We start from the raw sequence: 20,299 nt of genomic DNA, 5'->3' as shown, positions 1-20,299 counted from the left end.
TAATTGGCAAACAGCTTTGTCTACCCACTTCATTAACAGTGCCTATTGTGACAGGTGTAATTCAAATCCGCCATTGCCTGGATTTTCAGCAACCATCCAGTTTCTTTTTGCTGCTCATGGGGATTCTAGTGAGTTCTGTCAGCACCAATCATCTCTTTTTCACTTAAACGCTTTTATGCATAAAAGCGATATAGAACATTACTAATATAGTATGAAAAATCTAGTTCGTCAAGTAAAACACGGGGAGTTTGCCCTGAGTTATGATTTAACAGAAAAGTCACTAGTCTACGAGAGATTCCTGACGAAATAAATGCAGGAAATTTTGGGCGGAAAACTCTAGTATGTTGCGGAAACGTCATTTTTGCTTAAACCAGACAGAACTTAGACAGAAAATATCAACTCATCTGAATCTCTGGCTCAATAATGCCGGTCCCAAAATAATTCGCCCAAAGGGACCATAAAAATAAAAACCACCCGTGAGAACGGGTGGTTTTCTCTGCGGCTGAAAGCCTTTGTTACTGACCAGACCCTAAAGGGCTACTGAAAGGTTCGCCAATTGTACTACTTCTACTGGCCAGACCTCAAAGGCCTTCTCCCCTTTTAACTTCTTTTCTTTTTCTTCACTTCTTCTCCTGTGAATGGATCAATGTACTCCATCATCGTTAACTGCTCTGCGACTATATCATCCTGTATTTGATTTCGAATGTATTCTTCTATTACCTTTTTATTTCTACCTACTGTATCGACATAATATCCTGTACACCAGAATTTACGGTTTCCATATCTGTATTTCAGGTTTGCGTGACGATCAAATATCATTAAACTGCTTTTCCCTTTTAAGTAACCGACAAAAGAGGACACACTTATTTTGGGCGGTATACTCACTAACATATGTACGTGGTCCTTACAGGCGGTTGCTTCAATTATTTCTACACCTTTTCTTTCACATAATGTACGCAGTATTTCCCCAATATCTTTTTTGATTTTCCCATAAATGATTTGTCTCCTATACTTTGGGGCGAATACGATGTGATACTTACAATTCCAGGTAGTGTGTGCTAAACTGTTATTGTCTTTAGACATGGGACTTCCTCCGTGCTGATATTTTTGGTTGGCGAACCAAAAAATATTTTAGCACCGTGGGGAAGTTTTTTTAATACCACGCTGAAAGCTTTTTGGAACCCCAGGCATAGCCCGGGGTTTTCATTTCCACAAAAAAGAGCCGGCATAATATGCCGACTCAATTTATTATGATGCATCCATAGGATTATAAAGTTTCACATCAGGATTCTTGTCCTGGAACCATCTTAACGCAAATTCATTCTCGAATAAGAATACTTTTTTGTCAAAGCGGTCAGTTACCAGGAGGCTTCTTGAACTTGACAGGTTCTCATTTACTTCGTCGCCTTCAATCCAGCGGGTGATTTTGGAGCCCTGTCTCTCCATGATGACTTCTACATTATATTCGTTTCGCATTCTTGCTTCAAATACTTCAAACTGCAGCTGACCGACAGCCCCAAGGAGGTACTCTTCCGTCTTCAAAGTCTTGAACAACTGGATGGCTCCTTCCTGTACCAGCTGCTGGATACCTTTGTGGAAGTGCTTTTGCTTCATGACGTTCTTTGCTGAAACCCTGACAAAAAGTTCTGGAGTGAATTGAGGAAGCTTTTCATACAGGTATCCTTCCTTTCCGGAAACAATCGTGTCGCCAATCTGGTATGTGCCCGGATCATATAGCCCGATGATGTCACCAGCTACAGCTTCTTCGACGGTACTTCGGTCATCTGCCATGAACTGCGTGGATTGTGCAAGCTTCATCGGTTTCCCTGTCCTGCTAAGCTGGACAGTCATTCCGCGCTCAAATTTGCCCGAGCAAATGCGCAAGAAGGCAATTCTGTCACGGTGGGCCGGATTCATGTTAGCCTGGATCTTAAAGATAAAACCGGAGAATTCCTCTGATAATGGATCGATTTCTCCTGCAGTGGAGTTCCTTGGCTGCGGCGGCGGCGCAAACTGCAAGTAGGAATCCAGGAATGTCTGGACACCGAATGTCGTCAAGGCACTGCCAAAGAATACCGGTGTCAATGTCCCATCGGCAATCCGTTCTTTTGAAAATTCATTCCCTGCTTCATCCAAAAGCATGATTTCCTCTAATGTCTGGTCATACAGTGAAGAATCTTTAATGGAATGGTCTCCATCTATTTCGCCTTCTTCATTAAGGGCAATAAATCGTTTGTCTTCATCCACACGGAATTGCTCAATACGATTATTATAACGGTCATAGATTCCAAGGAACTCTTTGCCCATTCCGATCGGCCAGTTCATTGGGTACGATTCAATACCAAGAACCTCTTCAAGTTCTGCCAATAATTCCAAAGGTGCTTTACCCACCCGATCCAGCTTATTAATGAAAGTAAAGATCGGTATCCCTCTCATGCGGCAAACCTTGAAAAGTTTTAATGTCTGATCCTCAATTCCTTTTGCTGAATCGATGATCATTACAGCGCTATCGACAGCCGTCAGGGTTCTGTAAGTATCCTCAGAGAAATCCTGGTGGCCTGGTGTGTCAAGGATATTTACCTTGAACCCATCATAATCGAATTGCATGACACTGGACGTTACCGAAATGCCACGCTGCTTCTCGATTTCCATCCAGTCACTCGTTGCAAACTTCCCGGTCTTCTTTGCTTTGACTGTACCAGCATCACGAATGGCACCGCCAAATAGCAGCAATTTTTCCGTGAGCGTCGTTTTACCCGCATCCGGGTGGGATATAATCGCAAAAGTTCTGCGAGATAATACTTCATCTTGTAATTTTTTCATCATTAAATGTTTCCTTTCTGTTTAAAGGCAAATTCCTCATAAAATTAATCTTATCTTTCTGGAGGAAAGTTTGCAATCCTGCATTTGTATATCAGAACTTTTAAAAATCTTCCTGCAAGGATTATAATGTAATTTCAGGGGGTGCAGAAGTGGATTCGATTACTCATACTTTATTCGGGTTAGCCCTTTATGGGGCAGTTGATAAAAAAGATATGGAGAAAAGTCAAAAACGTGCCTATTTGCTAACAGCTGTGGGCGCAAGCCAGATTCCGGATATTGATGTCATATCCCAATTATGGGATAGTGAAGGTCTTTACCAGATGTGGCACCGGGGCATCACCCATTCCGTGTTTTTGACACCAGTTTGGGCATTGTTATTTGTATTGCTGTCTTTTCTGTTATTTAAAGTGAAAGATCTTAAATTATTTTTCCTAGGCTGGCTGGCCGTCTTCATTCACAATACCAGTGATCTCTTCAATGCATGGGGGACAGGCTATCTTGAACCTTTTTCAAACATCCGAATCACATTTGGCACAATACCCATTATTGATTTTGTATTCTGGATCATTATCGGCACGGCCTTTATTGCTTCCCGGAAAAATAAAGCAAAAAGCTCTTTTTATTTTAAATTTGCATGGGCATTCATTGCTCTGCATATTGTTATCCAGAGTGTCCAGGGCTGGTTGATCTATAATCAATACGAAAATGATTATAAACAGATCGCCCTTTCTGCGGGTTTCATCCCTTGGACATACACGGTTATTACCAAGAATGATCGCGATATAGCAATTTTCCAGGACAGCCTGTTCACTGAAAGAGAACTGCAATACGAGCTCACTTCTGATGAGGAGGCAGACCTGGATATGCTGTTTTCGAAGAAGCCTGAAGCAAAGACTCTTACCGAATGGTCTCCATTTGTTGTCATCGTTGATGATGGTAAGAGATTGGGCGTCTACGACCCGCGCTTTTACCGGAATGGACAGTCATTCTTGTTTGAATATATTGATGAAACCCAAATCAAATAAAAGAGCAGCCCAATGCGGCTGCTCTTCTCATTATTCCATTCTCGCTTCTATATCGTCCATAAGTTCATCTATTGTGACAGTGATTTCATTTGTTTTCCTGGCTACCGCAATGGTGAATTCCAATAACTCTTTATATTTATCTACCGGAATCATTGAATTCGTCTTCTCGTATTCATTCACTTTAAGACCGAGATTTTGCAGGATCATGATTGCCTCTTCTACAGATCCTCTCTCAATTTCAAACATTCTGATTCCCCCTATTTCTCTGGTTGAATTCCATTATGAGGGAGTTAAACCTATTTTTAAATGGTAAAACTTTCATCTGTATCCAATAACATTGCAAAAAATAGGTTATAAGTCTCTTTTTTTCAATATATTTGGAAGGGAATTATTTTGTAATAACCTTTTCTGTGAAAATCACTACTTAAGAACCATGACCATCAACCTGTAATCCGCTTTATTTTTCGTTATTTGTTTAAATTACTCGATGAACAAAAACATTTGATTGATGAATTCCTCACCAGAAACCAATCGGCCTCCGCCCTGAACAAGAAAGTCGTTTCCTCCGCCTTTACCGTCAATCAAGGCCAGAGCTTTTTTTGTCCATTCCTTTAAGTTCCCTTGTGATTCCTTTCCCCGGGCAAAAACAAATTGCAGTTTGTCCCCGTTTTCAGCGACTAGTAAAAACACTTTATTTTCTGCTAGTTCAACCAGCAGCCTGGCTAGCTTCTGAAGCTCCTGAATACTTCTGTTCTGATAAACACGGCTCACGATTTTACCCCCATATGCCGCAGCCAAATCAGCTGCTTCATATTGCAACAGCTTGGTCTTCAGTTCCTCGATTGATTTCTCCAATGCTTTTTTCTGGTCAAGAAGTCTATTGGCTGAGGAGACCATATCCTGTTCAGGTGCATTCAGCAAAGCTCCCAGCTCCTTGATAACTTCATGCTTCTGCCCAAGCTTGCTCAATACCCGATTTCCACAGATAAACTCGACCCGTACTATTTTCTTTTGTCTTTCCCACCCGAGGATTTTCAGTGAGCCGACCTCAGCGGTATTTCGTGGATGTGTTCCTCCGCAGCCATTATAATCGAAGTCCGGGATAATGACGAGCCTGATATTATCAGATACAGATAGTGCTTTCCTTAGTTTGTATTGATTTAATTCCTCCTCATCGACCCATTTAGTGATGATTGGGCGACTCTCAAGGATCACCTGGTTAGCCAGAGCCTCAACCTTTTCCGCTTCCGCCGCTGAAAGATTTTCGGTATCAAGGTCGATTGTCAGTGTATCTTTCCCTAAATGGAAACTAAGGGTTTTATATCCATATATATCTTCGAAAGCAGCCGAAAGAATATGCTGTCCTGCATGCTGCTGCATATGGTCGAATCTGCGGTCCCAATCTATCTCCCCTTGGACGGAAACCTCTGCCAGCGCTCTGTTTATGTAATGGCGTATTTCTCCGGAAACTTCCTCAACATCCACAACTTCAACTCCGTTAAGTATGCCAGTATCAAAGGGCTGCCCGCCCCCTGTAGGGTAAAAAGCTGTCTTGGACAATACAGCATACTGCCTTCCTGACTCATCTGCTCCCTGCCTGACCAGCTCTGCGGTAAATTTCTTAAGGTATGCATCTTGATAATATAACTTATTCTCCATGGCTAATTTCACGCTCCAGATTGCAACTTATATTTTTCAGTATACCATTTTTCTCTATGTCAAAATAAATGACAGCTTCCATACCCGAAAGCTGTCTGCATAATTTATGAAGTTCTCAATGCCTGCTCTGCCTTATTGATCAATACCCTGCCTCGATCTACAAGTTCCTCCGGAAATGGAGCGTCCTTGTCGGCAGGAGATTTAAATTGGTCGAATGAACCAGTCAGGGCGCCAATATTCCCTTCATCATCGACATCTGTTTCAAATTGGTGATCCAGTAGGAATGGAGTCCCGATTTGGACAAAGGTGCTATCATCGTCCAGCGGCCCTCCCGTGGACTTGAAGGGAATCCTCACGTACTGTCGATCACCATGGTCATCGTTCAACTTGTAATCAATATATGCGTGGTCATATTCCCACTGGCCATTTACATTGAAGCCAAGCGGTCCAAGCTTTTGCTTTAATTCGCCGACTGGAACCTCTTTACCGTCTATATTTGATTGAATTGGGATCATTATGCAAACCTCATTTCGTAATGGATTAGTATATTAGCTTTTTCCACCAAGATAAGGTTATCAAACATGCAGGAACACACTGATAAAAGGTATATTTCCATCTAACAGGACACTTTTAATCTTAATAAGATATTGAAACTACTATGAAATCGGTTAAATCTCTCGGAGTTTGCATATAATCTCTCTGGTTTCATAGATAATCTCTAAGGTTCCTGCCCTAATCTCTCAGAAATCCGCGTAATTTCTACAGAATGGACAATAATCTCTACTTTTTCCAAATAACAGAAAAAGTGGAGGCACTATCCAGGGCCTCCACCAATCATTTATTTATTTAGTTAGATGATATACAACAGATTCATACGGACGAAGATTTACTTGAGACACATCATTGCTGGAGTCAGGGTAGTTAGAGAGCAGAATTTGTACTTTATAGCCCTCTGCTTCAACTGTACCAGGCAATTCAAATACTGATTCCTTGCCATAAAAATTATTTACAACTAGAAGCTTTTCATCCTGTCCATTCCTGACATACGCAAATAGGTCAGGATGTTCTTCAAGAATCAGCTGATAATCACCAATTGTGATAATGTCGTATTGTTTTCGCAATTGAATCAGCTTTTTATAATGGTAGAAAACTGAATTCTGATCAGCGAGCGCGTTTTCAACATTGACTGTCTGATAATTTTTCGCTGCATTGATCCATGGGGTGCCTTTTGTAAATCCGGCATGTTCCTTTGAATTCCACTGAACAGGTGTCCTTGAGTTATCTCGTGATTTACTCTGCAGAATGTTAAGGATTTCCTCCTCAGGCATGCCTTCTTCCAATTTTATTTTATACATATTCAAGGATTCCACATCGCGATAATCCTCGATTTTTTCAAAATAAGGATTGGTCATCCCAATTTCTTCACCTTGATAAATATAAGGTGTTCCCTGCATCATATGGATTGCAGTCGCCAGCATTTTGGCAGATTCCGGGTGGTATTCACCGTCATTCCCATAACGGGAAACGACCCTCGGCTGGTCATGGTTGCACCAGAAAAGCGCATTCCATCCGCCGCCTTTATGCATTTCTTCCTGCCATAGAGATAAAATTCGTTTAAGTGCCATAAAGTCGAAATCAGCAAGTGTCCATTTATCCCCATTTTCATAATCTACCTTTAAATGGTGGAAGTTGAAGGTCATGCTCAATTCATTTCGCTCAGGATTCGAGTATTTTATGCAGTTCTCGATTGTTGTGGAAGACATCTCGCCTACAGTCATGCTGTCATATTTTGAGAATACCTCATGATTCATTTCCTGCAAAAACTCATGGACCCTAGGACCATCGGTGTAAAACTTGCGGCCGTCACCCGGAGGTACAGAGCCATCATCATCCGGGAAGTCCTGGTCCTTAGAAATCAGGTTGATGACATCAAGCCTGAAACCATCCACTCCTTTTTGAAACCAGAAGTGCATCATGTCATACACATCATTTCGCAGCTGTTCGTTTTCCCAATTCAAGTCAGCCTGGGTCACATCGAATAGGTGCAGATAGTATTGTCCTGTGGCATCATCGTACTCCCAGGCATTCCCGCCAAATTTGGATTCCCAATTAGTCGGGGCGCTTCCGTCTTCCTTTGGATCCTTCCAGATATAATAGTTGCGATACGGGCTGTCCTTGGATTTCCGTGCATCCTGGAACCATTCATGCTCAGTTGAAGAATGGTTCACCACGATATCCATGATCAGCTTTATGCCGCGTCGATGAGCCTCTTCAAGAAGACGATCAAAATCTTCCATCGTGCCGTATTCCTCATATATCTTGAAATAATCCTTAATATCGTAACCATTATCCCGTTGTGGTGAATCATAAATTGGCGTCAGCCATATTACATCCACACCCAATTCCTTCAAATAATCCAGTTTGGCGATAATCCCCGGAAGGTCGCCTGTTCCATTGCCGGTTGTATCATAAAAACTCTTTGGATAGATTTGATAGACAACCGATTTTTTCCACCATGGTTCAGTCATGATATAACATCCACCTCCATCAGGATTAATCTAGCTGTTTATGCTTCTTGTTTCTTTCTAGTCTTTGCCATAATGAATGTCAGTACAAATGGTACAACGAGGGCAATGCCCATTCCGATAAAGAACACACCCCAGAATTCAGTGAAGATTGAAAGGAATGCCGGCAGGCCTCCTACACCGATTGATGGTGCCATTACACCTCGGAGCGTGATGACAATTCCCGCAATTGCAGAACCGATGATTGCGGCAATGAATGGATATCTGTAGCGAAGGTTCACCCCGAACATGGCAGGCTCTGTTATACCAAGCCATGCAGATATTGCTGAGGTCATAGAAAGGCCTTTTAATTTTTCATTGTTTTTATCGGCAAACATCATCGCAAAAGCCGCAGATCCCTGTGCAATATTGGAAAGTGCAACCATCGGCCAGAGGAATGTTCCTCCAATTGATCCGATCAGCTGCAAATCAACCGCAAGGAAGGTATGGTGCATACCAGTGATAACGAGCGGTGCATATAGTCCGCCGTAAATCAATCCGCCAATGGCAGGTGCAGCATCAAAAATTCCGACAACACCGTCTGTAATCACGTTTCCGATGGCAAAAGTAATCGGCCCAATCACGATGAAGGATAGGAAACCTGTTACCAATAAAGCAATCGGAGCGACCGTCAACAGCTGAAACGCATCAGGGATACGTTTACGCAAGAAAATTTCCATTTTCGCAAGTACATATGAAGCTAATAATACCGGTAATACTTGTCCTTGATAGCCAACTTTCTCAACAGTCAATCCAAATAAATTCCATGTAGGAACCTCTTTTGCTGCCCCGTATCCCCATGCATTCAGCAGGTCTGGGTGGACAAGCATTAGTCCCAACACAATACCGAGAAGCGGACTTCCGCCAAATTTATTAACCGCACTCCATCCAATCAAACCAGGAAGGAATACAAAAGCAGTATTGGCAATTAGATTAATGATGCTCGCAAAATCAGCCCATCCAGTGTAAACATCGATCAAAGCCTTGCCTTCAAAGAAAATGTCCTTGCCAGTCAGGATATTGTTGATACCCATCAGCAAACCGGCAGTAACAATCGCAGGAAGAATTGGAATGAAAATATCCGCCAATGTCTTAATTGCCCTTTGAAGAGGATTCAAGTTTTGCGCTGCAGCATCTTTGATCTCTTCTTTTGATGCTTCGCCGATTCTTGTAATCGCCACCATTTCAGCATATACCTTATCGACAAGCCCCTGGCCAATGACTACCTGGTATTGACCGTTTGCAGAAAACGATCCTTTTACAAGATCGATATTCTCTAAACTATCCTTATTGACTTTTGCCTCATCCTTCAAAGCAAAACGAAGCCTTGTTACACAATGAGTAGCAGCGGCTATATTCTCTTTGCCGCCTACAGCATCAACAATTTGTTCAACTGCTTTACGATCCATATTCGCTCTCCTCCTGTTACCGTTTTCATTAAATTTTAAAAAATATTGCTTTTACAAAAAACTTGTATATACATGATGATGTTTACGGTTTCATTTTACTTGTATATACAAGATAAGTCAATCATTTTAATCATCCTTTAAATTCCCCAAAACCATGAATAAAAACCGCCAAATCTGCTTTGTGTGAAACTTGCACAAAAAATTACCAAAAAAACAAGGTAGTTTTGATTAAAGAGATTTAAGGGTAAAAATAAGAGATAAGGATTACGAGATGGAGGGTGTTAAGATGTTAGGCACTAAAAAACTTGGAGAAGGCTATAAGAGATTTGAATCTAAAGCAAAAGAATATATTGGACGCCCCGAAAAAACAGATATTCTATTAAAAGATGCGAATAAAAAGGCTGATGAACACAAAGGATCACTTGAAGGAATCTGGGACAACCTTCAGCTGCTTTTCGATTTAGTCGGTGCCTGGCGCCGAGGAGAATATCGAAAAATTCCAACCGGTTCAATCGTAACCATTATCGCTTCGATCATATACTTTGTCTCTCCCATTGATTTAATGCCTGATTTTCTCATTGGTCTGGGAATAGTTGATGATGCAGCTGTGATAGGGTTCGTTTTAAAACAAATTACTTCTGATTTGGAAAAATTCCGTCTCTGGAAGGAAACCCATGAGGCAACAAATATGGTGATAGATGAGTCTGTACCCGGAAATAATAGACCGAGCCTGAACTAGCCCTTGAGATAAGGGCTTTTTTCTTGGGAAAATCACTTTTATCCCCCTAGTATAAAAGTGGGATAGCAGCGAATAAATATTTGGTCCTATTCTAATTCCTGGTACTATTCCGTACCTTAGAATAATAGTAAATTTTTTACAGAGTTTACTATAGGCTTTAACCATAATAGAAATAAGGGGGAAGAATCATGCAAAAGTTGTTCATGTTGACATTTGTTTTAATACTTGTGTTCTTTGGTTCTGTCATTGCCTCTTCTGCTCAAGATTTAAACAGAAATAACAATCCTGCCGGGGGTTACCAAAGTAAGACTGGAGTAAATGCTGAAGGCTACTCATGCTGGCAATGCACTAAATACGCCTACTATAATGGTTACAGAACATGTGTCTCCGGCGTATGGCTTACAACCTGCCCTGTCACTAATTAATCTACCGAAAAAAGGATGCTGAAAGTTTTCAGCATCCTTTTTGTCATCCTTTTGTGCCCGAGGAGATATTAGAACCTTCAATGAAGTATTTTTGGAAAAAGAAAAATAGCAGAATGACAGGAAGCAAGACTGTGACAGACATAGCCATTAAATAATGCCACTGAGTCTGGACAGTTCCCTTAAAGGTTTGAAGTCCAATCTGCAAGGTGTACATACTTTCATCATTGATGTATAACAATGGTCCCAATAAATCATTCCAGGCACCATTAAAAGAGAAAATTGCTACCGTAATCAAAGCCGGCTTAGTCAACGGGAGCATGATATTCCACCAGATTTGTAAATGGCCGGCTCCATCCAATACCGCCGCCTCGATCAATTCATTCGGAATTCCCATCATGAACTGACGCAGCAGGAAAATGAAAAAGGCACTGCCAAGGAATGCGGGCACCAGTAATGGAAGGTATGTGTTCACCCAGCCAAGCTTTGAAAACAGGATATATTGCGGAACCATAGTTACAAATCCTGGAATCAGCATGGTGGATAGAACCAATACAAAAAGTGCATTTCTTCCCTTGAATTTTATCTTTGCAAAAGCATAAGCGACAAGAGAATTAACAAGTACGCTGCCGATCGTCCCGACTGTAGCAAGGAAGAGCGTATTTAAAGCCCATCGAGTGAATGGAGCAGTCTGCCAGGCCTCGATATAATTATTGAAATGGAACTCTTTCGGGATAAACGTAGGCGGATATTGTGCAATTTCTGCTGGTGATTTTAGCGAAGTTGAAATCATCCACCATAACGGCATAAGGATTAGCGTGCTGCCGGCAAGGAGAAGCAGCGTAACGAATGAAAGTCTAACCCTGTCCTTGAACTTTTTAGTCTCGTAAAATTTTGGCGCAGTCATCGAACTCACTTGCCATCTCCCCCTTCATAATGCACCCATCTCTTGCCAAGTTTCATATTTACTGCTGTCAAGATCATGACAATAATGAACAATAGCCATGCCATTGCAGATGCATATCCCATGTTAAAGACTTCAAATGCGTTATTCCACATATGCAGATTATAGAATAGCAGTGAATTTCCAGGACCGCCGCTTCCGTTTTCCGTCATGACATATGCTTCCTGGAAGATTTGGAAGGCACCAATTGTACTCGTGATCACATCAAAGAAAATGATAGGAGATATCATTGGAAGGGTGATATGGTAAAACTTTTGCCATGGTGATGCACCCTCAATATCTGCTGCTTCATACATTTGAGGAGATACCCCTTGCATAATTGCCAGGTACAAAAGCATTCCCCCGCCTACACTCCACATTTTCATTAATAGCAATGCCGGCTTTGTCCATTCTGGATCGAACAGCCAGGCAGGACCATCTATTCCGAACCAGGCAAGCATGGTGTTCACAAGACCTGTCGATGGACTTAAAAGCTGCATCCAAAGAAAATAGACCGCAACACCGGATAACACGGCCGGCAGATAATAGATTGTCCGGAAAAACTTCATCCCCTTGATCTTCTGATTCAACAAGACAGCCAGAATGATAGCTCCTGCAGTTGTCAATGGAACCGAGAAGATCACATAATATAGAGTATTGAAAAGAGAAGTGCGGAATAAATCGTCCATCGTAAACATGCGTTTATAGTTATCCAAACCAGTAAAATTCATTTTTGAAGTAATATTATAATCTGTAAAACTAGCCGCCAGACTAAATAACAATGGCCCTAAGGTCAGACCGAGAAACCCAATGATCCATGGAGAAATGAATAAATAGCCAGCCAGATTGTCCTTAGCTTTTCTGCTGAGACCCTTTGGTCGGGATGCTTCTGCAGTTTTACGCTCTCTTATGACTTTAGGCCCAGCTTCTGTGTGCACTAGTGTGCTTTCTGATGACTTCATACTTTCCTAAACCCCCTTGTTGCGTTTAACTTAGAATGCCATGACTATTGGAATCAGCTATCCATTAATTAGTCTCAAATGCGCCCTAAAAGCTTTTCAAAAAGAGAAGGGCGTTATGCGCCTTCTCTTTTGATTCACTACTTCTTCATTTTTTCGATATCTTCTTCCGCTTGCTTCAATGCTTTTTCAGGAGTTGTCTTTCCTAACAAAGCGTTATCGATATGCGGATTCAGCCTGCTATGATAATCTGGATATTCAACTGGTACCGGGAACATTTTGGTTTGCTCCAGATTTTTGACAGTAGCTTCATAAACCATCTTATCCGGTCCTTTAAGATCATTAAGGGCTGCCTCTGCCGCTTCACTGTTCGCTACATTGTCATAGTTTTTGACTGCCCAATATTTCTGGGCTTCCATATCTGTCAAATACTTAATGAAATCCATCGCTTCTTTTGGATGCTTGGACCCTTTAGGAACTTCAACAACAAACCCGCCGCCTTCTGCCCAGTTTCCTGAACCTTCTTCATAAGCGGGAATCGGAGCTACACCAAATTCGACATCCTGTCCGTAATCTCTCAATTGGGTGTAGAATGTACCCACATCAACCCACATTGCTACTTTTCCTGCAATAAATGGATTGGATTGCTCACTGCCAAATTCCGCCTGGAAAGCCTGCACAGTATTTTCGCCAAGACGATCTTTCCAACCAAGAATCCAATTCAGCGCCTCAGCTTTTTTTGGAGTGTTGATTGCCAACTCTCCATTCTCGATAAATCCTTTTCCACCATCTGCATTCGTCATCCAGCTTGATGCACCCATACTTCCCCATAGTGGATAGAAACCAATTCGATCATATTTATCGCCAGTCTTCACATCTAATTTTTTTGCATATTCTTCTAATTCAGCCCAAGTTGCTGGCGGCTTGTTCGGATCGAGCCCAGCTTCCTCGAAGGCCTTTTTGTTATAAAAAAGAAGGCGCGTATCAGTATTGAAAGGTACCGCGTATGTCTTTCCATCGTGTTCAACCGTATCCCAAAGATGCGGATAGAACTTCTGCTTGAATGAATCATCAACATACTTGCTCAAATCTTCAACCTGTTTGTTTTCAGCACGCTGAGCAACAGTGTTGATATCATTGACGATGACATCCGCTGGATTACCGGCTGCAACTGATGCAAGGTTCTTAGTCCAGATATCACCCCAAGGCAGGAATGTGTGTTTTACAAAAACCTTGTCCTGGGAATTATTATAGTCATCAATGATTTTTTCAATGATTGGCCGGCGTGTCTCTGATCCCCAGAATGTCCAGAAATCCACGACCACTTTACCATCTTTCGTTTTTTCAGCTTCTGCGTTTTGCCCCCCTGAGCAACCAGCAAGTAAGCCGATGAGCAGCGATGCTGCTAAAATGAATGCTAGACCCCTTTTCATCTCTAATCCTCCTGTATATTCAAGTTGATTTATAAGTACAACCCTGCTTTTACCACGTTCTTCGACACTCTAAACATTTTTCGTCATTATTTTTTAAAATAGTTCTTAAGATACAATTTACATATAAGAAAAACAGGCTCAAAATTGAACCTGTTTTTCCATATCCAATATCATCGAGATGATCATTTGAGCTTTTTCTTCTTCCATTTTAAATACCTGTTTATCTTTTAAGCTTTTCATATATACATTGTCTTCATGTATCCATAACTTGCATTTCACAGGCTTCCGGTTCTCATATATCAATAATAAATCATATCCTTTTTCGATTGCCGGTTGATCCTCGACCCTATTTCGTCCGTTAACAGTCCTATTCAGCGACTCCATCCAGTTAGGCTCATCAATAATGGAAACTCCCTTTCTGGTAAGGTTCGAGTGAAGGCTAAAATGCTCTGCTGAATCCGACTTGGCGAGATATGTAATGACAGGAACGCTTGCTTCCAATACCTGTGGCGGTTCAAGAGCGGTTTGCCTATCTTGCGCAGGAGCTTTAATTTCATTAAAGAGGAAGGCTGTACAAGCCAAAATCAACACCAAAGTGAGGAAACCGCCTGTGTTCAAGAGCGGTTTGCCTATCTTGCGCAGGAGCTTTAATTTCATTAAAGAGGAAGGCTGTACAAGCCAAAATCAACACCAAAGTGAGGAACCCGCCTGTCCAATTCTTGACCATGGAGAATATATGTCTATCCGTACTCGGGGTTTGGATGATGGTATTATACGTTTTCCTCTTTTGTATTTCCGATCTAGGAATTTTGTTTAGGTGCCTGAAGCCATCTTCTAGTTCAAATGATTTCCTCAATGAGTTCCCCTCTTCTCTTCAACTCTTTTTTTAAGGCTGCCATTGCCCTTGATGTGGTTATTTTCACCTTACTTTCGCTCCAGCCAAGAATCAGGGCGGTCTCCTTAATCGAAAATTCTTTGATTTTCCTTAAAATCAATACTTCCTGATAGTTAAGTTTCAATGCTTTAATCGCTTTATACAGAAGAGATGTTTTTTCTCCCTTTACGATGATCTCTACAGGAGAAGGCTGGCTCGATTGGATTGCATACCTGTCCAATGAAAAAAAGCGCAGCCTTCTCCCTCTTCTTAAATGATCAATTGCCACATTTCGAGCTATTTTCACCAACCAAGTGAAAATTTGTGAATCACCATTAAATTGATGGATATTCTTGTATACTCTTAAAAAAGTTTCCTGGGTTAAATCCTCTGCGACTTCCTTTTTACCGGTTAATAACAGCAAATAGCCGTAAACCTTATCACTGTATTCCTCATATACCTTTTGGAAATGAATGCTGTAATAATCGCTCAAATTTCTCCCCCCTTTTACAAACAGTTAGACGAACGAGCACGAAAAAAGAAACACCGTTTTCGGAATATTTTTAATTTATATAAAAATAACAGGTATTCACATTTTTTTCATCATGCTTTGTAACCAAAAGAATTAGAACCTTTAAAATAAAAAAGTGCTTGAACCAGCGGCCCAAGCACCATTTTATTTTAAAATTAGAAATAGCATGCGCAGCCGACGATGATCAAGAGGATAAACAAGACAACGATTAAAACAAAACCGCTGCCGTAACCCACTCCTCCTACACCGTAGCCGCCATAACCACCGCATCCGCCATATCCGTACATTTTAAAACCTCCTAACGAAGTCTACTTTAGTAACCGAAACCCCAAGACGCTCCGATAATGATTAAAAGAATGAACAATACAACAAGCAAAGCGAAACCTCCGCCGTATCCGCATCCATCTGACATCGTAACAACCTCCTTTTTTTATGTCCCTACATCCTATTCAACCCGGGACATTTGTGCAATCAAACAGCAAAAAAAATACAAGCCCATTTCAAAATACTGCTGACAAGAACATAAAAAAGAGAACCTTAGTTGGTCCTCTTTCAGTTGCAGCTATCCAATTTTTTGCACTTGTTTGTCTTGATTTTCAGTCATGAATTCATATGTAATCAAAGGATTTACCGGAATTTCCAGCCATCTTGATACTCCATGGCTTGTGAGTTTCTCTCTATAAACCGGCTTGCAATCTTCAAGCAAACAAATCTTTAATGTCTCGAATCCGCTTAATTCCTGGACAGTCTTTTCAATTTTTGTTCTCTCTTCCAGGCTGGCCAGTACTTTATCTTTTTTGGGCTCAAGCAGGACAACAATTAATTCCTTACGCATTTGTTTCTCCAGTTCCATCCTGGCAAAAGCCAACTTTTTTAGTGTCCTGTTCAATTTCCACATGCTGATTCCCGATATTTTTCTATAAATCATATATATGCCTCCATTTTTCCCCCAACTCACATTCTAAAAGACAATTCGTTTAAAAGTAAACTTATATTGGGGTATGGAAGAAATTCCAAGTGTTCTTTTGTTATTGTGGAATTCGGGACGGCTTATGTAAGAAAAGCGGAAGCGCCCTTGCAGGGTTGAAAACTGGCTAGGCGCTGTAGCTGGACAATTCTCGAAGTGAACTTATACCTTCCTATATTACAAAAAAAGATTGCAAATAAAGTGCAATCTTTTCCTTTTATGTCTATTTTAAAGATCCAGAAGATATTTTGCGTATCTGGACATGCAATCCTTATTCCATTTAGGGGCTGAAACGAATTTAATGTCGACATGCTCAAGGTTTTTTATCTTTCCCGTCAACTGTTCACGGGCAGAAAGGGCAATGTACTCCGCCAGCATGCTATCCTCATTCCTTGTCGTCATCACAATTTCCACATCATACTCATCTTTAAAACTTACTTCATACACAAGGCCAAGGTTCACAATATCGATTCCCAGCAGAGGCTCTTTTACCTCTTCAAGCATTTTATAAATGTCTGTTTTATCCATATTGAGTACCCCCTCCCGAGATTTCATGTCTCAAGTTTTTCTTATTTATATCATAAGAGATAATGGAAAAAATTTGGAGTGCAGTGCGTCACCTTTCAAATTATTGTCAATTTTAGAAGGCGAAATTGTGTCATTATAAGACAAGCAACTTATTACTTAAAAAAGCGACAGGCTGGAAAACTTTCAGCCTGCCGGTCATTCAACCGATTATCTTTTCTTTACCATGCTGTTTTTGCAGATATAATAGCGTATCTTTATCGGATGATGCAGGGAGTTCATACAAAGACTGGTATTCTTCAGGACCCTTTCCGGTGATGAGGATCCACTCTCCCATATTTGCGTTTTCCCATGCATACTGGATTGCCAGTGTTCTGTCGGTGATCACACTTCCTTTATTCATCCCAAAACGCTCGTTCAATTCCTTTAACTCATTTTCCATATCTACCTCGGATACACCGTTCAAATCATCGAATGTCAATATGAATTCATCACTCATTGCTGCAGAGGTTTTAACCATATGCTCCCTTTTTGTTTTGTCCCGTTCTCCCCGGAATCCGAATATATGCTTTATCTTCACTGCATCATGCTCCTGTGCAGCATGCAGGCAGTATTCTAAGGCGTCCTCCGTATGGGCATAATCAACAATGAATGTAGCACCCTCCGGATGTGAAATCATTTCGAATCTTCCAGGCACACCGGGAAATGTTTTTAAAGCATCTGTAATTACTTCAGGGCTAATACCAATTTTAATTGCAGTCAAAAAGGCCATTGCGGCGTTATAGACATTGTGCTGACCAGGGGAAGGGAATGTCAAAGGATAGACGACCCCTCCCATTTGGACTTCGAACCTGGTTTCTCCGTTCAGTCGGATATCCTCAATATTCAGATCATAGTTGCCATCACTGCCCATTGAGTAAACAGGTATCTCCTTAGCCTTCAATATATCGGCCAGCATGTCTCCCCATTCGCTCAATCTGCTAACAATCGCCGAACCATCTGGTTTCATATAATTGTACATCAATGTTTTTGCCTCAAAATAGTCTTCAATTGTGGGATGATAATCAAGGTGATCATGGGCTAAATTGGTGAACAGCCCATAATCCAGTTCTAATCCTTCTATCCTGTATTGCTTCAAGGCATGAGAAGATACCTCCAGAACAACAAACTCATCATTGCTCTTGGCCATCAATTCTTGTATTTGCAAAGCATCCGGGGTGGTATTCGAAGGCTTGTACACTTCATTATTTATTATATAAGACACAGTACCGAGCAAAGAGCAGCTTCGGCCGGCATGTTCAAGAATATGTTTTAAAATGTAAGATACCGTGGTTTTTCCATTTGTTCCAGTAATTCCAATGACTGTATGCCTTCGCGACGGATGGTGATAAAAAGCGCTTGCTGCCCTACCCAGAGCAAGCCTGCTGTCAAATACCTGTATATATGGGACGTTAAGTTCAAGCTCATTTTCCCCTATTACAGCAGCGGCACCTTTGTCTATTGCTTCTTGGATAAACCGGTGACCATCAATTTGAAAGCCAGAAATGGCAACAAATAAATCCCCAGGATTCACTTTACGTGAATCCATTTGGATTCCCGTCAATTCAGGATCCGCTTCATCTATGTATTTTTTCAGACTTCCGCCGAGGGCTTCAAGCACCTTTGATAATCTCATTTCCAAAACTCCCTTTTTTAACTGCCTATAAGTTCCATATCCGGAACCTAACGTATAGAATTTGTCTCTTTTTATATTCCCCTATTTTTTTAAACTATGCCTCGTAAATTCTATAAGAAATACTTTTAAAAAAAATGAGGAGAAAGAAGCAGAAAAAAAGACCGGCAATAAAGCCAGCCTTTTACTTTTTTATGGGATTATCTGTCTGAAAACTGGGATAGATACTTGAAATTCAGCCGACTGTGCTGCTGAAGCATAAAAGCAGATGTGGTCGACCCTTTCTTTCGGAGTGTATTAAGAGCTTCAATCATTTCTTCAGCCGTTCCAATTCCTATGCCATGGCCATAATATAGTCCTTTCCCCAAAACTACAGCATTTTCACCCCGCCAGATTGGTTTTTCAAAATCCGGATTCATGAAATAGACCACATCACCCGGGATAAATTCATTCCCTTCCAAAGTAATGATGGCTAAATCAGGGTCATAGTTCCAGTTCCACACAAGCAATCCCCTGAACAAATAGTTGAAATCCGAAACCCTAATGGAATCAAGCACTGCTTTATAAAAAATGATTACCATTGCGGTTGAACATTCAAAAGCATATTCCTGTCCATTTTCATAAATATCGGATATTGCATCGGATGGGCGGACATTTGGATTCAAAAGATACCCCACTGGCCCTTTCGTCCAATAAACAGGATTGAACTTTGAGTATTTAAAGGAAGTAAACGCCACTGAAGCATCCTTAAGTTTCAGGGCTGCTGCAATGATTTTTTCCCGAAGCCTGATTTCAAACAGGAGCTGAAAGGTTGAATCATACTCAAACATCGTGAGGCTATTGTCTAAGTGGTTGTATATTTCCCTCTGTTTTCCAGACAGTTTCTGCAGCTTCTGACCGCTGGCAGCTTCCGGAAACCGGATGATAATCATCACGTTCCCCCTCCATATTCCGATTATTAAACATATATTGTATCTATATGAAGGTCTTTGGAACAAAAGACATTGGACAGATTGTTAATTAGAAATATGGAAATAAAGTTTGAGTGTAAAAGCTATAAAATATTGGGTGATCTGATCTGAGCACTGCTTTTACCCGAGACAACTTACGACTTCTATTCAGACAATGCAGGGGTGCAGCCTTTACACCTATGATTTTTTCAAAGCGACTCAGTATTATAGCGCTTTGGGGGTTTGTTTTAATTTCATGTAAGAGGGTATTTTTATTGTAACGACAAAGATAAGGAGGTTTTAACATGACAGAAAAAAAGCATAATGATGGTTCACCAGAACAGGAGAATAAACAAGCTCATAATAAGGATATTGAGCCTCAACGGGATCCTGTGAAGCCTCAGGAAGAGTCGGAGACTAAAAAATAAGCAATTTTAAATGATCGGGAGGTGAACACTATGGAAGATAAAAAACCCATTCCAGTTGATAATACTCAAAACATGGACAATCCAGAACAGTATGAAACCCGGACGAAAAGTCTTCATGATAAATTCAAAAGTGAATTGACAGTAGATACCATTCCGATGGAAGATCTTAACCAGGAAAAAAAAGAGGAAAAGGATGGACATCATTCAAAGGATTCTTCCTCTAGTGAAAAGAAATACAATGTTGACATTGATAATGAATTATAAGAAAAGTGCAGCGCATTAGTAAGCCTCAAATGCAGACCGGCGAAGTCGTGCCTGACTTCATTCTGCGGAATGTAGTCATAAGTAAAAATTCAAACTTTTAATCCTTTAAAA

Annotated in this window: 23 protein-coding genes; 5 read left to right on the top strand and 18 right to left on the bottom strand. The window is 40.9% G+C overall.

Annotation, left to right across the window (positions count from 1 at the left end; all coding sequences use genetic code 11):
• Positions 1–600 precede the first annotated feature (600 nt).
• A complete protein-coding gene (gene tnpA / locus B5X77_RS11855; RefSeq protein WP_079508195.1) occupies positions 601–1,083 on the bottom strand; it encodes an IS200/IS605 family transposase in 483 nt (160 codons plus the stop codon).
• A gap of 165 nt (positions 1,084–1,248) precedes the next feature.
• Positions 1,249–2,823, bottom strand: coding sequence for a peptide chain release factor 3 (locus B5X77_RS11850; RefSeq protein ID WP_306807381.1), 1,575 nt, complete (start codon positions 2,821–2,823; stop codon positions 1,249–1,251).
• A gap of 149 nt (positions 2,824–2,972) precedes the next feature.
• Between B5X77_RS11850 and B5X77_RS11845 the strand changes: the two genes are divergently transcribed.
• On the top strand, positions 2,973–3,848 hold the full coding sequence (locus B5X77_RS11845; protein ID WP_079508193.1) for a metal-dependent hydrolase: 876 nt from the start codon (positions 2,973–2,975) through the stop codon (positions 3,846–3,848).
• Between the two features lie 30 nt (positions 3,849–3,878).
• On the opposite strand, the gene B5X77_RS11840 is transcribed toward B5X77_RS11845, so the two are convergent.
• The 5 genes from B5X77_RS11840 to treP all read right to left on the bottom strand — a co-directional run bounded on the left by B5X77_RS11840 (position 3,879) and on the right by treP (position 9,480).
• Positions 3,879–4,094, bottom strand: a complete 216-nt coding sequence (locus B5X77_RS11840) for a hypothetical protein (protein WP_079508192.1) — start codon at positions 4,092–4,094, stop codon at positions 3,879–3,881.
• Between the two features lie 234 nt (positions 4,095–4,328).
• The gene (locus B5X77_RS11835; RefSeq protein ID WP_079508191.1) at positions 4,329–5,507 is read right to left on the bottom strand and encodes an alanyl-tRNA editing protein; all 1,179 of its coding nucleotides are present in this window, start codon (positions 5,505–5,507) and stop codon (positions 4,329–4,331) included.
• Positions 5,508–5,611: 104 nt separating this feature from the next.
• Complete coding sequence (locus B5X77_RS11830) at positions 5,612–6,022, bottom strand: YugN family protein (RefSeq protein ID WP_079508190.1); 411 nt, start codon at positions 6,020–6,022, stop codon at positions 5,612–5,614.
• 327 nt (positions 6,023–6,349) lie between these two features.
• The gene (treC, locus tag B5X77_RS11825) at positions 6,350–8,035 is read right to left on the bottom strand and encodes an alpha,alpha-phosphotrehalase (protein WP_079508189.1); all 1,686 of its coding nucleotides are present in this window, start codon (positions 8,033–8,035) and stop codon (positions 6,350–6,352) included.
• A gap of 38 nt (positions 8,036–8,073) precedes the next feature.
• Positions 8,074–9,480 (bottom strand): PTS system trehalose-specific EIIBC component, encoded by a 1,407-nt coding sequence (treP, locus tag B5X77_RS11820; RefSeq protein WP_079508188.1) that lies wholly within the window; start codon positions 9,478–9,480, stop codon positions 8,074–8,076.
• Between the two features lie 286 nt (positions 9,481–9,766).
• Here treP and B5X77_RS11815 point away from each other — a divergent pair, with 286 nt between their 5' ends.
• Positions 9,767–10,219, top strand: coding sequence for a YkvA family protein (locus tag B5X77_RS11815; RefSeq protein ID WP_079508187.1), 453 nt, complete (start codon positions 9,767–9,769; stop codon positions 10,217–10,219).
• Positions 10,220–10,407: 188 nt separating this feature from the next.
• Positions 10,408–10,644 (top strand): hypothetical protein, encoded by a 237-nt coding sequence (locus B5X77_RS11810; protein ID WP_079508186.1) that lies wholly within the window; start codon positions 10,408–10,410, stop codon positions 10,642–10,644.
• Between the two features lie 43 nt (positions 10,645–10,687).
• Here B5X77_RS11810 and B5X77_RS11805 read toward each other — a convergent pair whose 3' ends face one another.
• From B5X77_RS11805 to B5X77_RS11750, 11 genes are all read right to left on the bottom strand, one after another.
• The gene (locus B5X77_RS11805) at positions 10,688–11,548 is read right to left on the bottom strand and encodes a carbohydrate ABC transporter permease (protein WP_176167411.1); all 861 of its coding nucleotides are present in this window, start codon (positions 11,546–11,548) and stop codon (positions 10,688–10,690) included.
• A gap of 5 nt (positions 11,549–11,553) precedes the next feature.
• Entirely contained in the window at positions 11,554–12,546 is a 993-nt protein-coding gene (locus B5X77_RS11800) for a carbohydrate ABC transporter permease (protein WP_079508184.1), read from the bottom strand.
• Between the two features lie 137 nt (positions 12,547–12,683).
• Entirely contained in the window at positions 12,684–13,976 is a 1,293-nt protein-coding gene (locus tag B5X77_RS11795) for an ABC transporter substrate-binding protein (RefSeq protein ID WP_079508183.1), read from the bottom strand.
• A 138-nt stretch (positions 13,977–14,114) separates the two neighbouring features.
• Positions 14,115–14,570 (bottom strand): hypothetical protein, encoded by a 456-nt coding sequence (locus B5X77_RS11790; protein WP_139378347.1) that lies wholly within the window; start codon positions 14,568–14,570, stop codon positions 14,115–14,117.
• Positions 14,571–14,815: 245 nt separating this feature from the next.
• Positions 14,816–15,343: an RNA polymerase sigma factor gene (locus B5X77_RS11780; RefSeq protein ID WP_079508180.1), complete on the bottom strand. Its 528-nt coding sequence runs from the start codon at positions 15,341–15,343 to the stop codon at positions 14,816–14,818.
• 194 nt (positions 15,344–15,537) lie between these two features.
• Positions 15,538–15,669 carry a YjcZ family sporulation protein gene (locus tag B5X77_RS11775; RefSeq protein ID WP_079508179.1) on the bottom strand — a complete coding sequence of 44 codons (132 nt, stop codon included), beginning with the start codon at positions 15,667–15,669 and terminating at the stop codon, positions 15,538–15,540.
• A gap of 26 nt (positions 15,670–15,695) precedes the next feature.
• A complete protein-coding gene (locus B5X77_RS11770; protein ID WP_079508178.1) occupies positions 15,696–15,794 on the bottom strand; it encodes a YjcZ family sporulation protein in 99 nt (32 codons plus the stop codon).
• A gap of 150 nt (positions 15,795–15,944) precedes the next feature.
• Positions 15,945–16,310 (bottom strand): hypothetical protein, encoded by a 366-nt coding sequence (locus tag B5X77_RS11765; protein ID WP_079508177.1) that lies wholly within the window; start codon positions 16,308–16,310, stop codon positions 15,945–15,947.
• Positions 16,311–16,577: 267 nt separating this feature from the next.
• Complete coding sequence (locus tag B5X77_RS11760) at positions 16,578–16,877, bottom strand: metal-sulfur cluster assembly factor (protein ID WP_176167308.1); 300 nt, start codon at positions 16,875–16,877, stop codon at positions 16,578–16,580.
• A gap of 199 nt (positions 16,878–17,076) precedes the next feature.
• Positions 17,077–18,549 carry a UDP-N-acetylmuramoyl-L-alanyl-D-glutamate--2,6-diaminopimelate ligase gene (locus B5X77_RS11755; RefSeq protein WP_079508175.1) on the bottom strand — a complete coding sequence of 491 codons (1,473 nt, stop codon included), beginning with the start codon at positions 18,547–18,549 and terminating at the stop codon, positions 17,077–17,079.
• Positions 18,550–18,746: 197 nt separating this feature from the next.
• Positions 18,747–19,478, bottom strand: coding sequence for a protein-glutamine gamma-glutamyltransferase (locus B5X77_RS11750; RefSeq protein ID WP_079508174.1), 732 nt, complete (start codon positions 19,476–19,478; stop codon positions 18,747–18,749).
• Positions 19,479–19,801: 323 nt separating this feature from the next.
• On the opposite strand from B5X77_RS11750, the gene B5X77_RS23725 reads away from it, so the two are divergent.
• Positions 19,802–19,924, top strand: coding sequence for a hypothetical protein (locus tag B5X77_RS23725; protein ID WP_257391797.1), 123 nt, complete (start codon positions 19,802–19,804; stop codon positions 19,922–19,924).
• A 30-nt stretch (positions 19,925–19,954) separates the two neighbouring features.
• Positions 19,955–20,188, top strand: coding sequence for a hypothetical protein (locus B5X77_RS11745; protein WP_079508173.1), 234 nt, complete (start codon positions 19,955–19,957; stop codon positions 20,186–20,188).
• Positions 20,189–20,299 lie beyond the last annotated feature (111 nt).

Origin of the sequence: Mesobacillus jeotgali, assembly GCF_900166585.1 — a bacterium.
GTDB classification, from domain to species: Bacteria; Bacillota; Bacilli; order Bacillales; family Cytobacillaceae; genus Mesobacillus; species Mesobacillus jeotgali_A.
The sequence above is the reverse complement of the archived record's forward strand: the minus strand, read 5'-3'. Positions and strand labels throughout refer to the sequence as shown.